The 13740-nt window shown below is 40.6% G+C and carries 11 protein-coding genes; 8 read left to right on the forward strand and 3 right to left on the reverse strand.

The window, feature by feature from the left end; all coding sequences use genetic code 11:
* Positions 1–450 precede the first annotated feature (450 nt).
* From P1X15_RS15595 to P1X15_RS15615, 5 genes are all read left to right on the forward strand, one after another.
* Complete coding sequence (locus tag P1X15_RS15595) at positions 451–1467, forward strand: aldo/keto reductase (protein WP_277339057.1); 1017 nt, start codon at positions 451–453, stop codon at positions 1465–1467.
* Between the two features lie 149 nt (positions 1468–1616).
* Positions 1617–2516, forward strand: a complete 900-nt coding sequence (locus tag P1X15_RS15600; RefSeq protein WP_277339058.1) for an AraC family transcriptional regulator — start codon at positions 1617–1619, stop codon at positions 2514–2516.
* Positions 2517–2610: 94 nt separating this feature from the next.
* A complete protein-coding gene (locus tag P1X15_RS15605) occupies positions 2611–3018 on the forward strand; it encodes a hypothetical protein (RefSeq protein WP_277339059.1) in 408 nt (135 codons plus the stop codon).
* A gap of 289 nt (positions 3019–3307) precedes the next feature.
* Positions 3308–3502 carry a hypothetical protein gene (locus P1X15_RS15610; protein ID WP_277339060.1) on the forward strand — a complete coding sequence of 65 codons (195 nt, stop codon included), beginning with the start codon at positions 3308–3310 and terminating at the stop codon, positions 3500–3502.
* A gap of 77 nt (positions 3503–3579) precedes the next feature.
* A complete protein-coding gene (locus P1X15_RS15615) occupies positions 3580–4002 on the forward strand; it encodes a secondary thiamine-phosphate synthase enzyme YjbQ (protein ID WP_277339061.1) in 423 nt (140 codons plus the stop codon).
* 9 nt (positions 4003–4011) lie between these two features.
* Here P1X15_RS15615 and P1X15_RS15620 read toward each other — a convergent pair whose 3' ends face one another.
* On the reverse strand, positions 4012–4980 hold the full coding sequence (locus P1X15_RS15620) for a DNA/RNA non-specific endonuclease (protein WP_277339062.1): 969 nt from the start codon (positions 4978–4980) through the stop codon (positions 4012–4014).
* 156 nt (positions 4981–5136) lie between these two features.
* On the opposite strand from P1X15_RS15620, the gene P1X15_RS15625 reads away from it, so the two are divergent.
* From P1X15_RS15625 to P1X15_RS15635, 3 genes are all read left to right on the forward strand, one after another.
* Positions 5137–5904, forward strand: coding sequence for a pentapeptide repeat-containing protein (locus tag P1X15_RS15625; protein WP_277339063.1), 768 nt, complete (start codon positions 5137–5139; stop codon positions 5902–5904).
* Between the two features lie 256 nt (positions 5905–6160).
* Positions 6161–8716, forward strand: a complete 2556-nt coding sequence (locus P1X15_RS15630; RefSeq protein ID WP_277339064.1) for a sialate O-acetylesterase — start codon at positions 6161–6163, stop codon at positions 8714–8716.
* Between the two features lie 164 nt (positions 8717–8880).
* A complete protein-coding gene (locus tag P1X15_RS15635) occupies positions 8881–10992 on the forward strand; it encodes a SurA N-terminal domain-containing protein (protein WP_277339065.1) in 2112 nt (703 codons plus the stop codon).
* A 158-nt stretch (positions 10993–11150) separates the two neighbouring features.
* On the opposite strand, the gene P1X15_RS15640 is transcribed toward P1X15_RS15635, so the two are convergent.
* Positions 11151–12074 (reverse strand): Hint domain-containing protein, encoded by a 924-nt coding sequence (locus P1X15_RS15640; RefSeq protein ID WP_277339066.1) that lies wholly within the window; start codon positions 12072–12074, stop codon positions 11151–11153.
* A 12-nt stretch (positions 12075–12086) separates the two neighbouring features.
* Entirely contained in the window at positions 12087–13268 is a 1182-nt protein-coding gene (locus P1X15_RS15645; RefSeq protein WP_277339067.1) for a histidinol-phosphate transaminase, read from the reverse strand.
* Between the last annotated feature and the right edge of the window lie 472 nt (positions 13269–13740).

Raw genomic sequence — 13740 nt, forward strand, 5'->3', positions numbered from 1 at the left:
TCCAATCGATACAGTTCAATGACATGCCATCGAAAGGCACCTGTTTTGTACTTTTTCTTTAAATTAATAAAGCTGCTCACTTTCATAACTTTACACAATTTGTGTCAAGCTATTTCAGGGATATACAGTTTTTTATGTTTATCATAGTAATTATAGTAGCTTTCCTTTTTACAAATGCCAGTCTTAGGGATGAGTCATGCCGTTTTTCTCCTAAATTCGGTATATCTATCAATTGTTTGAATTTTACAAGTATCCGTTTGATTCAGGCAAACAAAGAGGTACCTTCACAGTGTACTTTTGTGACATCAAAAAGCACCGCCGAGCATGCAGGAGGTGCTTTTTAGGAAGGTCTTCTAAATGCTTATGTTTGTTTTTTATAATGAATTAAAATCAGATTGGGTATATCGTAAGACTTATTGAATTTATTGCACACAAAATCATACAATTACCATGAAATACAATTTGTTAGGAAATACGGGACTTAAAGTCTCAGAGTTGTGCCTCGGAACAATGACTTTTGGCGGAAAAGGAATGTGGACTGCCATCGGAACGCTCCCCCAAGATGAAGTGGATGCTTTAGTGAAAAAATCGGTAGATGCGGGGATTAATTTTATCGATACTGCCAATGTCTATAGCGAAGGACTCAGCGAAAAAATGACTGGGGCAGCTATTCGCAATTTAGGGCTACACCGTGACGAACTCGTTATTGCTACCAAAGTTCGTGGGAAAATGGGTGCGGGAGTCAACGAATCGGGTTTGAGTCGCAAACATATCCTACAGCAAGTCGACGAAAGTCTTCAACGCCTTCAGTTGGATTACATTGATTTATATCAAATCCACGGTTTTGACCCTCTTACTCCGCTCGAAGAAACCCTCGCCGCTCTCGACAGTGTGGTAAGCAGCGGAAAAGTGCGTTATATTGGATGTAGCAATTTGGCGGCTTGGCATATCATGAAAGCGCTAGGGATTTCTGAGCAAAAACAATTCGCTAAATTTATCTCCCTCCAAGCTTATTATACGATAGCAGGTCGGGATTTAGAACGAGAAATTGTGCCACTTTTACAAGATCAAAAAGTAGGTTTGATGGTTTGGAGTCCCTTGGCAGGAGGATTGCTAAGTGGTAAATATGGACGCCACGAAACTCCTGAAAATGCGCGCCGGGCAAATTTTGACTTTCCGCCAGTCAATAAAGAAAAAGCTTATGATATCATAGACGTGATGCAAACCATCGCAAAAGGCAAGGGTGTTTCGGTTGCGCAGATTGCATTGGCTTGGCTTTTACACCAGTCAGTGGTGACGAGTGTCATCATTGGAGCCAAAAATACTACTCAATTAGACGATAATCTAAAAGCTACAGAAGTACAGCTTACCGCAGACGAGCTTGCTCAGTTGGATGAAATTAGCAAACTAGCTCCCGAATACCCTGGTTGGATGATTGAGCGTCAAAGTGCTGACCGTAAGGTATAAAGGAAATTGTCGTTGGAAATAGGTTACTGTTTAGTTAACCTATTTTGTAACACATCGCCGTATCTTTACCAAAACTATTACTTGGTAAAGGTACGGCTAGATTTCTGTGGAAGCCTTGATTTATTTTTGTTATAAAAAATGTACTCTTCATGTCAAAAACTGAAACGTTAGAGGATTTTTACCGGCACAAGCTAAACGAAATTCCGCCTAATTTGTCGCGGGATTTAGGGCATTTTAATGCTTTTCGACTCGAAGATTATCATAAAGTTGGAAAAGCCCCTATACAATATGCTCGACGTGATTATTATAAAATATCATTGATTCGGGGGCATTTTGTGTATCACTATGCCGACAAAAGTTTGGAAGTGGAGGGAACGACGCTGTTGTTTTTTAATCCGCAAGTCCCCTACACGATGCAGCCTCTTGATGATACTCGCAGTGGTTTTTTTTGTATTTTCAGAGAGGAGTTTTTTAGTGAATACATGCGCAATAACCTCCGCGAACTGCCCATGTACGCCGTTGGAGGAAAGCCTGCGTACCCACTTAATGAAGCGCAAGATAGAAATGTGGCTCAGGTTTTTGAGAAAATGCTAGAGGAGCTTCAATCCGATTATCGTTTCAAGTACGATTTGATTCGAAATTATATCATGGAGATGGTTCATTATGCGTTGAAAATGCAGCCTTCCGAAAGATTATACCAAAACATTGATGCCAATACGCGACTTACCAATGTGTTTACGGAATTGCTTGAACGACAATTTCCGATAGAATCTCCCTCACAAAAATTTTCGTTGCGGTCGGCCAAAGACTTTGCTAGTCAGCTCAATGTCCACGTTAATCACCTCAACCGCGCCATTAAGCTAAGTACTGGCAAAACTACCACTGGACATATCGCAGAGCGCTTAGCGAGCGAAGCCAAGGCCCTTCTCAAGCATACTGATTGGAATATTTCTCAGATAAGTGATTGTTTGGGTTTTGAAGAACCCGCGCACTTTAACCACTTTTTCAAAAAACAAACTAACCTGACTCCTACAGCGTTTAGGAATTAAGATGACTCGAAGGTTTTAAGATGAATAGGGGAGAGCATTGCTAGCAATGATAAGTCTACTTGTTCAACAAACTTATTTTTTATAAATTCGTAATGTGAAAAAAACAAAAGAGAGAGGACTTGATTTTGAGGTTGACAAACTAACCAACTCAATTGAAAATGTCATAACAGGAGATAGTTTTACTACAGAAATCTCTATTGTATCTCTTGTTGACCTTAAAAAGGTAACGAAAAAGAACCAATGGCAGTTTGACTGGAAATTTGAGTATAAACAGCCAGAAAGAGAAGTATATAAACTGACAATTGTTAATAATCAACAGATAATCCAAGGCTTGATAAGCCTTGAAGTGAAGTCAGATCATGTTTATATGCATCTTGTTGAAAGTGCTCCCTTCAATAAAGGAAAAGCAAAAGTTTATGCTGGAGTTCCTGGAAATTTAGTAGCATTTGCTTGTAAACTTTCATTTCAACGAGGACATGAAGGAAACATAGCATTTTTCTAAAACACAGCTTATACAGCATTACATTAGACTTGTTCTTGTTTGACAATCAGGTGTTTAAAAAAAATATATCGTTTTAGAATTGAATATAGTCACGAAAATGAACCGCCCTTATTTTTAGCCAATTCTCAGGCGGTTCAAGAGTAAACAAATCAAGCTTTTTTAGACAAAGTCCTGAAAATCAATACACAAACAAGTCTATTGATAGTTTAGGTGCAATACATGTTGGTGGGAGAATTATGATTATTGATACTATTGCAGCATTAAAACTACTTCATAAATACTTCCCAAAATGAAAAGGAAAGCAACAGAACTAGACGTGGACTTTGTCGGTAGTCAAAACGACCCGTTGACAAAAGAAGAACAATTAGCTATTAGCACTTTCATTAAACAGTTGAAGGAAAAAAATAGCAATAAAACTCAAATTAAATCTAAAAAGCAGCCTTCATCACCAAAGGGACGGACTATTACAAAGGTACTAGTGTAATTGGAAGCCCAAGTGTAAAAGCGTAGACTTGTAGTATGCTCCACATGGCATATTTGCGTAGCCACTATTCGGACACGATGAAAATTTTTCAACAACGATTACAACTTAGAGAACGCTCACGAGGGTTTCATCTTATTACGGACGAAGTGCTGAGAGCGTTACCCCAACTCAAAGAGCTAAGGGTAGGTATGTGTCAAGTTTTTATTCAGCATACTTCTGCTTCTTTAACTATCAACGAAAACGCCGACCCCACCGTTCGCAAAGACTTTGAGATGTATTTTAGTAAAATAGCTCCCGAAAACGACCCCGATTATCAACATGATTACGAAGGCTCAGATGATATGCCTGCGCATTTGAAGGCATCGCTATTGGGCGCGTCGGTGATGATTCCGGTCACTAATGGTCATTTGGCACTGGGGACTTGGCAGGGTATTTACTTGTGTGAGCACCGCAACTATGGTGGCTCACGTACACTTATGATTACGGCTTGGGGCGAATAGCCGCCCCTTTTATTTACAGTCGCATAAGTCGCGGTCTACGTAGGTTTTGTTGCCCTTGGCATTGAAGTAATAACAGCCCCCACTTCGCCCCACAAAAAGGATGTTTCCTTTGTACACACTGCATTTGGTATCAATGTCGATACTAAAGTTACGATAATCAAACCGTTTGTTAATAAGAGAGTTACGTATAGAGGAGGTAGTACTTGAAAAAAAATGAGTACCCGTTTTTTCTTCGATTTCGGCAACCGTTGTTACAAAACGAAACCAACCTGCATTGTGTAAAGTATTACTTTTATTAGGAAAGTCAACCGCAATCACAGGCGTGTCGGCAGATAAGTCATTGATAGTACTATTTTCTGGTAAAACAACGATAATTTTATAGATGCGAGCCGGTACATTTACTTTGTCATTAATTTTTCGTGCGCTTCCTTTGCTTCCTTCACCGCCTGTTCCATAAGTACCTGCTGTAATGTAGAGTTTGTATTTTTGTAATGCCAAATCTCTACAAAATTCCTCCAAATAGGCCCACGATTCTCGATTGAGTTCAGGAGCTTGAGGGATGATATTGGTCATCAAGAAAGTACTCGAATTGTTGGTGGGCGAATTGGTTCGGTCGGCTGAAGGACACAAATGCCCACGGTCAAAACCTGTAGAAGAGTAGTCGCTGGAAACCACTTTAGTCCAGCTTTGGGGCAGATTATCGTCGGGCCTAAAATCATTTTGACGGTCACTACTTCCAAGCCAATTTCTTGATAACTCCCACGCTACCCAATTGGCATGGCCTTTTGTACGATTGTAGGAGAGGGTGTATTGGGGCTTGATAATGAGGTAGTTGTCAGGAGAGGATGTGGTGGCTTGGGTGGGGTTTCCTAATGCCAAGTGGATGCTATTGGTAGAAGAAACGAAGCTTTTGGGAGCGCAACTTTCAACCAATAATAATATAAATACAAGGTATAAAATGCGACGTGCTGTAATCATAAATGCAGAAATTGATGCCCCAAAGGTCAGATTTTATTTGTTTTGGTGAAACAATAAAATTTTAAAAAAAATAGAGATACATGCAACCTTCCGACTCATAGTGGCATCTTATGGTTGTATTTAGCAAATTATCTATTCAACAAAACTCATACAGCGATGAAACGTTTACTTGGCCTAATGTTAGTAGTAGTAGGAACTTCAGTTTATGCCCAAAAAGAAGTGGCTGCGTCCGAGATTTTTGGAGCTATTGACCAAAACAAATCTGTACAATATGATGGGGTAATAGTGACAGGAGATTTGGACTTTACGGAGTTGTCGAATCGTAAAGTAAAAAAAGAAAAGGGAGGCTGGAACGAAATTAAAGCCTTTGTAGAAGTACCTGTAGTTTTTAGAAATTGTATATTTAAAGGGGATGTGATTGCTTACAAAAATCTCCAAGAAAACAACCGACGTTCAAAAGTATTTAACATTGAAATTAACACAGGCACTACCTACTCAGCGGATTTTCGGGAAAATGTAGTGTTCGAAAACTGTACCTTTGAAAATGGTAGCGAGTTCAAATACTCTACATTTTCTAAAATTGCCAACTTTGGTGGTAGCAAATTTGCCCAACATGCCAATTTCAAATACGCTAACTTTCGTAGAGGCGCTAACTTCGCTCATATTGGATTTGGAGATTATGCCAATTTCAAGTATGCCGACTTCTCAGAGAAAACATCCTTCGATGAGGTTCGGTTTAGAGAGCATGCCGATTTTAAATACGCAAACTTTAGCCAAAAAGTAAGCTTTAACAATACTCGTTTTCAGCGCAATGCCGATTTCAAATACGCTGACTTTCACAATGGAGTAGCGTTTGAAAAAACAGATTTTGACGGTAGTGTCGATTTTAAGTACTCTAATGGCAAACGTTACGTATCCCGTTAAATAACTTCTAAGGGCGATTTGACCCGTTAAATAAGTCGAACGTTGGTGACAAAGAAAGCACTCGTAATTTTGTGCTTGACTTAGGTGCACCAACGTTCGACTTATTTTCTTTAGCACACACCCATTCATTGCAACGATAGGCTTTGGGAAGGCGTAATAAAGGCGTATAAAGATAATTTTTGCATTTTATCCTTATCAATAGGATTTAATTAAGTAATTTTGAAGCTTTTACCTCATTGAGAATTAGAAAATTTTAATGATTAATTTCCAAAAACCCCTGAAAAATAAGCGGTTATTTGTTCCTTTCTTCCTATTTGCTGCGTTATTGTTTGCACAAGCTACCTCATTTGCTCAAGTCAATATTACTTTTCCATTATCGCGTATCGTTTTTCAAAGGTCTAATGCTAATACAGCAACCTTCGTAGTATCTGGTACCTATCAGCAAGGAATCCCCGAAAGGATAGAAGCCTCTTTGGTACCGATGGTAGCTGGACAAGGTACCGAAACAGGCTGGCAGCTTTTAGAGGCAAATCCCATTGGAGGTATATTTTCAGGAACAGTCACTGGCCAAGGGGGATGGTATAAGTTGAAGGTTAGGATAATCAGGAATGGTCAAGTAGCTGAACAAACCGAAACAGAGAGGATTGGAATAGGGGAGGTGTTTGTGGTGGCTGGGCAGTCTAATGCGCGTGGATTACAAAATTACGGTGCCCCTAGTGCCAACGACGACCGCGTCAATTGCTTCAATTTTTTGAATGCTTCTTTTGAAATAAATGAATTACCAGAGCCCAGTTTTGCGCATCTCAATTCTGATAGCTACATCGCTCCTTATGGGTATTCGGCTTGGTCTTGGGGTAAACTAGGAGACATGCTTACCAATCGGCTCAACGTTCCGATTTTGTTTTTCAATGCGGCTTTGGAAGGTACCACTAGTCGTGCATGGCGCGAAAGTACCACGGGTTGGGCCACCAATCCCTATATTGGAGGTACTTATACCAATCAACTTCCCTATTCGCAACTCAGGGTTACGATTAAGCAATACGCTTCTTTGACGGGGATTAGAGCTGTTCTTTGGCATCAAGGTGAAGCTGATACGCAGTTTTTTTTGTCAGAAGGAGAAATCGTCTCTAATCTACAGCAAGTGGTGAGTCAAAGTCGCAATGATTCGGGACACGATATAAGTTGGATGATTGCCAAAGTTTCGTATAATGCACGTACTGAATCGGCGGTGATTAATGCCCAAAATAGAGTTATTCAGACGACCCATAATGTGTTTGAAGGACCTGCTACCGACAACCTACAAGTACCTCGCCCTGACGGAGTGCATATCCAAGGGCAAGCTTTGTCAACCTTGGCTGAACTATGGAACGCTAGCCTGACGCAAGACTTCTTTAACCGTTCGCAGCCCCAAGCCCCTGTACCTATTCCTATGGTCAAAATTGGATGCGCTGACAATGGTCAGGTAAAATTGACAGTACAAGGAAACTTCTCTTCTTATAGTTGGAATACTGGTTGGAATGAGCACATTTTTAACACTGGTCCTGGGTCTTATCGGCTGAAGGCGCGTGATGCTGCTGGAAATTTTTTGTTTTCTCCTACCATCAATATTTCCAACACAACCTTTGAAGCCTTACCAAAACCCAGTCAGCCAACTGTCATTGCTAAAAGTAATTTGGTGATTTGTGCGGGAGAAAAAGCCGAATTGGCCGTTCAGGATGCTTCAGGTTTTCGGTGGAGCAATGGAGCTACTTCGCAAAATATCTTTATTGGCGACAATCAAGCCTATAGAGTTCAAATCAAAGATCAAAACGGTTGTTGGTCCGATTTCTCAGCGGGAGTTTCGGCGGTAGTTAATCCAGTACCGGAGGTTCCTACGGTCGTAGCCAAAGGCCCTCTTGATTTTTGTGCTGATGCAAGCGTAGAGCTGGAAGTTCAAGGTGCCACTAGCCAGGCCACTAACCGAAGTATTGAGTGGAGTAGTGGTCAAAAAACAGGCTCGATTACCGTTAGTACCTCTGGACAATATGCAGTGAGAGCGATGAATCAGTATAATTGCTATTCGGCCTACTCTGCACCCCTGCGTGTTACGGTACATCCGCTGCCCGCTACACCTTCCATTATGGCAAGCGGTCCATTGCGTTTTTGTGAAGGTGAAACGGTTACTTTATCAGTCAACACCCCTCTTACCACAATCTGGAACGACAAAGCCAGCAGCCAGCAATTAAAAGTCACTACTTCGGGGAGCTATCAAGCCCGTACCAGAGATGCCTTGGGATGCACCTCTCTACCGTCGTCCGAAGTAAAAGTAGAGGTAAATCCTATTCCTGCCCGCCCCCAAATTACAAAGTATAGTACTTTTACGCTTGAAGCAACGGGCGAATACCTCCCCAATATTCAGTTTAAGTGGACCTATGGAGACAAAAATACCATTACTACCGACAATTTATTAAAGGCAGTCGATGCGGGCAAATATTCCGTAACAGCTTTTTATTATATTGATGATACTCATATTTGTACCTCCCCTGTTTCCGACGATTATCAATATGTTTTAGAATCCTCGGGTAGTCAAATAGCTATTTATCCCAACCCAAGTACGGATGGGACTTTTGCAGTAGAATGCCTCAACGCTATCGAAAATGCTAATATTTACGTAGTTGATGCTACAGGCAAAGTTATTTTTCACCAGTACTTGCCTTCCTTCACCAAATCTCAACCCATCAAAGTAACAGACTTGCCTTCAGGTTTCTATATTTTGAAAATCAGCGGTAGCCGTTTTCCGGCAGTAACCCAAAAATTGTGGGTGATACGTTAAAAATCAATAAATCGTTGGCATGAAAATTGACAAAGAATCAATCAGTGTTGGATTGTAGACGTAAAAGATGTTATTTTGCGGGTCAATTTCTGGAATCCACAGGATTACTTATTTTAATCAACTAATAAACAATTAACTTTAACTAACATAACGCGCAAGCAACTATGGCGTTAATCAACAAAATTAGGGAGCGGTCAGGTATTGCAGTTCTCATCATTGCTGTCAGTTTAATTCTCTTTATCGTAGGGGGAGATATTATAGGGCCCAATTCATTGCTAGGTGGAAATAGCCAAAAAGTAGGTGAAATCGCCGGCGAAACCATTGACTACAAAGATTTCCAACAAAAAATTGACCAAGCACGTCAGGCTTTTGAGGCCCAAACTGGTCGTGCTGCTTCTGAAGCCGAACAGCAGTCGCTGCGTGAGCAAGTCTGGAATCAGTACATTGTAGATTATGCCTACAAAAAAGAATACGAAGCGCTAGGTTTGAAAGTGAGCAACGAAGAGCTGATTGACATGGTACAGGGTAACAACGTAAGCCCGGCGGTTCAGCAGTCATTCACCAATCCTCAAACGGGCGTTTTTGACAAAACTTCGGTCATTAGCTATCTCAAAAACCTCAAAAATTTGCCTCCCGAACAACAGCAAGCTTGGGCAAACTTTGAAAAGAGCTTAGCGGAAGATCGTCTTCGCCAAAAATATGAAAACCTAGTACGTCTTGGTACTTATGTAACCCGCGCCGAAGCGGAGAAAGAATACCAAGCCCAAGCTACTAAAGCTTCATTACGCTATTTGTTTGTGCCTTTTTATTCTGTACTTGATACCACTATCAAAGTGACAGATTCTCAATTGGAGGATTATTTGGCCAAACATAAAGACGAATACAAAGGCTTTAACTCGCGTACTATTCAATATATTTCGTTTCCTGTGGTACCTACCAAAGAAGATAGCGTAGACTTATACAACAAAATTAAAGAATTGGCACGCGGCTTAGCTACTGCTCCCAATGATTCGACTTACGCTAGAATCAACTCGGATGTACCTACAAAGCTTTACTGGTCGCTTTCCGAAATGCCAGACCAATTGAAAGCTGCGGTGAAAGGATTTATTCCGGGTAGTGTCAATGGACCTTATCGTGAAGGAAATACATACTTCATTTATAAATATGGTGGTACAAAATTAGATACTGCCTATACTGCCAAAGCAAGTCATATCTTGATTCGCCCTGTTGGTACGGGAGATTCGGCCAAAGCCGTGGCTCGTGCCAAAGCGCAAGATTTGTTGAAACAACTACAAGGTGGGGCTAGCTTTGAACAACTAGCCGCTACCAATAGCCAAGACCAAGCTTCAGCTCAGCGTGGTGGCGATTTGGGGTATTTCCGTCAAGGTGCTATGGTGAAACCTTTCAATGATGCCGTTTTTGGAATGAGTGGCACAGGATTGATTGGCCGTTTGATTGAATCTGACTATGGATTCCATATCATCAAAGTAACCGAGGCCAAAACCAACGTGTTGTATAAAATCGCAGCAATTGGCAAAACGATGACCCCAAGCCAAGCTACTCGCGATGCGATTTATGCAAAAGCTGATCAATTTGCGCTAGATTCAAAATCAAAAGCAGACTTTGATGAAGCCTCAAAGAAAGACAAATCTTTGCTTGTACAAACCGCTAATCGGATTCCAGAAGGTGCTTCTAACATCAACACAATGCAAAATGCCCGGGAAATCGTTCGTTGGGCTTTCAATGATGATACTAAAATAGATCAAGTATCTCCTGTTTTTGAGACTGACGAACAGTATGTGGTAGCGATTTTGACTGGTAAGTCAGATAAGAATACTCCTAAAGTAGAAGATTTCCGTGAGGAGTTGACTTTGAAGGTTCGTAATGAAGTGAAGGCTGAGCAAATCTCTAAAAAGTTGGCCTCTATTCAAGCACCTACTTTAGAAGGTATTGCCCAAAAATATGGCGCAGGCGCTTTGGTCGAAACAGCCAACGATATTTCATTGGCGACAGGCTTCCTCACAAGTGCTGGACTTGACCCGATTGCATTGGGTAGAGGTTTTGGCTTGAAACCAGGTAAAAAATCAAAAGTATTTACCGGTGAGAATGGCGTGTTTATTATGGAGCAAATTAGCAGCACACCTGCACCGCCGATTGCGGATTATTCGATGTACAAGGCTAACTTGCAGTCGAAAAGCTTCCAAGCTAGTTTCTTACTCAATGAAGCTATCCGCGAAAGTGCCAAAATAGTTGACAATCGTGCTAAATTCTTCTAATCAATAAATTAGTTAGATTTAGGTTTCCATCATAAAAGCCCTGATGCAAATCAGGGCTTTTTCATTTCTAGAGGTTGCAATTATTAGCTATCAAGAAAAAGTGATTCACACTATCTTTGCTATCTGCGTGGTTAAGAGAATGTAAGTTTAAGTGTAGTTTAGTGTTTATCTAAAACCACAATACCTTCTACGTCATAAGTACCATGTTCGGTAGTTAGGCTATAGACTTCTGGCACCGTTCTAGCATTTTGTTGGATATCAACGATTTCGGCAGTCACATACCTTCCTGATACTACATCATGCACAAAAACCCAATCTTTCCTTTTTAATCGATCTACAGAAGCTTTTCCCAGAAGGGTCAGAATGGGATGATTAGGAGTAACTTCAAGCGCAATCAACCCATTTTGTACCTTGTGACTCACCCATGCTTGGCCGTTGGGTTTGATGAGCAAGCGAGTCAGTGTGAAAGTACCTTGGTGCTTTTTTACCTGAGTTACTTTTCCTTCCTTAAGTCCCGAAACTATATCTCCTACTTTGATACTTGCAATCGATTTTTCGGTGCCATCGGCGAGATTGACAAACAATTCGGCAGGAAAGCAAAAATCGTTTGGATCTTCTTCTTCTTTTGTACTCTCGGGAGCGAAATCGGGACCTAGCTGACTCAAAACATAGGCCATACAAACCGCAAAGCCGTCGGTCGTCTTGTTGTTGTTTTTGAGGTCTTCTACATACTTAGCCCATACCTCTTTGGGAGCGAGGGTATTGGGGATACACTGCTGAATCTGCTTATTAGGAGCACTAAAAACCGCCAATAATCCAAGACCTTGGGGAGTTGTCCCTTCCGATATTTTATACAAAAAGATTTTTCGTTCGCTACCGTCATTCAGAGGAACTGAAAATACGCCGTTGGTAGAAGGCCGTGAAAATAAGAACCCTTTTTCCCTAATAGATGTTTTTTTGTCAACGTTTTTGAAAGAAATGCTTTTGATTTGATCATACTCCGCAAGAGTGAGTGCGCGTTTTGATTCTTGCCCATATGCACTCAGGCATAGGGTACAACATAGGATAAAAATAAACTTCATCTTTCAAGGTACTTAGCTGACAGATTTGGTAAAGGCTTCTTTGAATGCTTTCATTTCGTCCATAGTACCAATACTTACGCGGCACCAATTCTGCTGGTCAAAAGCCCAACTTCTTACGCTAACTCCTTCGGCCATCATTTTTTGAACGAGCATTTGCCCCTTTATTTTAATAGGAAACAATACAAAATTGGCGTCGGAAGGCAAATAAGTATAATCCATTGACTTCAGTGTGTCATAAAGGAATTTTTTAGATTCAGCGGTATTCTTGATAACCATCTCTTGGAAGGCTTTGTCTTTGAAACTCGCCACCGCCGCCGCCGCCGAAGTAGCTGATACCGTAAAACCTCCAGAACAATATTTTCTAAGTTCTTTCAAAATCTCAGGTTGACCTAGGGCATACCCGATTCGTAGTCCTGCGAATCCATGTAGTTTGGATAATGTTCTTAGGATTAAGACATTTTGCCCTTTTTTGATACAATCCACCATACTGTCGGTAGCAGGGTTTGGCGCATAATCGATGTATGCTTCATCTACCAGAACGGTTGATTTGGGAGATACGGCATCACAAAACGATTTAAGTTTTGCGGAAGGAAGCATGACACCAGTCGGGTTGTTTGGGTTGCAAACATAAATCATGGCAGTATCAGAACCGACGCGCGTAGCCATTGCATCTAAGTCGTACTGATAATCCTTGGTAAGGGCTACTTTTTCTGTGGGCATTTTGGCGCTTTCGTCGCGGGCATCTCTTCCCGAAATATAGCATGTCTCAGCCATCATGACTTTTCCTTTGGTAGCAGCCATCATTAAGCTAGCCATCAGTAACTCAGAAGACCCTGCCCCTAGCAGTACTTGGTCGGGAGCTACTCCGTGCATATCTGCAATGGTTTTGCGGAGCTCCATTGTGATACCGCCAGCGTACAAAAATGCTTTAGGGGCAGTTTCGGTGATTGCTTTGATAGCAGAAGCAGAAGGCCCCCAAGGATTTTCGTTGGACGATAGCCTAGCTTTGATTTGAGGTGCTGCTGCTAGCATAGCTTCTTTGGCGAGTTCCATTTCTCGTTCGGCATATACATTAATAATGCCCAGCTGAGAAGTTTGGCTAGCATAGGAAGGGGTTGATTGACCAAAAGTAAGACCTGCGGATGCTAGTAGGCCAGATTTGAGCCAATCACGGCGGTTGATGATAGATGACATAAGTGAAGATGTAAAGGATGAATGATTTCTTTTCTGGAAGGAAAAAGGATACTCGCTTGGCAACGACTCATTACTCATTTACATTTAACAAAATTAGAAAAAGATAATTTTTTGTGCAATATTTTGTCTATATAAATATATTAAAAAATGAAAAAAAGTCAATTATGTAGCTATTTTATGGTGATTTTAAAACCAAAAATATAGATTTTTTCAAAAATATAGATTTTAGTGGCGAATTTGATAACTAAAATGATATGCAAGTTGATATTTTAAAATTTGGTATAAATTTAATAAAAAAGAATATAATTTTGCTTTAAATTGGAAAAAATTGTATATTTTCTATATATTTCGAATATTTTGAAAAAATATATTGGATAAACTTGATTATTTGTTTTTAACGACATACTTTCGAGCAGTATTTACAAAAAAAGTACAATTTACTTCACGTTGATAAACTTCTTTAGCCGCACTT

The sequence above is a fragment of the Runella sp. MFBS21 genome, assembly GCF_029433105.1.
GTDB lineage: Bacteria > Bacteroidota > Bacteroidia > Cytophagales > Spirosomataceae > Runella.

What these genes read in the sequence shown, in the direction of transcription:
- P1X15_RS15640 (WP_277339066.1), bottom strand. Translation starts at nt 12,074, where the DNA reads ATGAAGTTTATTTTTATCCTATGTTGTACCCTATGCCTGAGTGCATAT.
- P1X15_RS15600 (WP_277339058.1), top strand. Translation starts at nt 1,617, where the DNA reads ATGTCAAAAACTGAAACGTTAGAGGATTTTTACCGGCACAAGCTAAAC.
- P1X15_RS15625 (WP_277339063.1), top strand. Translation starts at nt 5,137, where the DNA reads ATGAAACGTTTACTTGGCCTAATGTTAGTAGTAGTAGGAACTTCAGTT.
- P1X15_RS15595 (WP_277339057.1), top strand. Translation starts at nt 451, where the DNA reads ATGAAATACAATTTGTTAGGAAATACGGGACTTAAAGTCTCAGAGTTG.
- P1X15_RS15615 (WP_277339061.1), top strand. Translation starts at nt 3,580, where the DNA reads ATGAAAATTTTTCAACAACGATTACAACTTAGAGAACGCTCACGAGGG.
- P1X15_RS15610 (WP_277339060.1), top strand. Translation starts at nt 3,308, where the DNA reads ATGAAAAGGAAAGCAACAGAACTAGACGTGGACTTTGTCGGTAGTCAA.
- P1X15_RS15630 (WP_277339064.1), top strand. Translation starts at nt 6,161, where the DNA reads ATGATTAATTTCCAAAAACCCCTGAAAAATAAGCGGTTATTTGTTCCT.
- P1X15_RS15620 (WP_277339062.1), bottom strand. Translation starts at nt 4,980, where the DNA reads ATGATTACAGCACGTCGCATTTTATACCTTGTATTTATATTATTATTG.
- P1X15_RS15635 (WP_277339065.1), top strand. Translation starts at nt 8,881, where the DNA reads ATGGCGTTAATCAACAAAATTAGGGAGCGGTCAGGTATTGCAGTTCTC.
- P1X15_RS15645 (WP_277339067.1), bottom strand. Translation starts at nt 13,268, where the DNA reads ATGTCATCTATCATCAACCGCCGTGATTGGCTCAAATCTGGCCTACTA.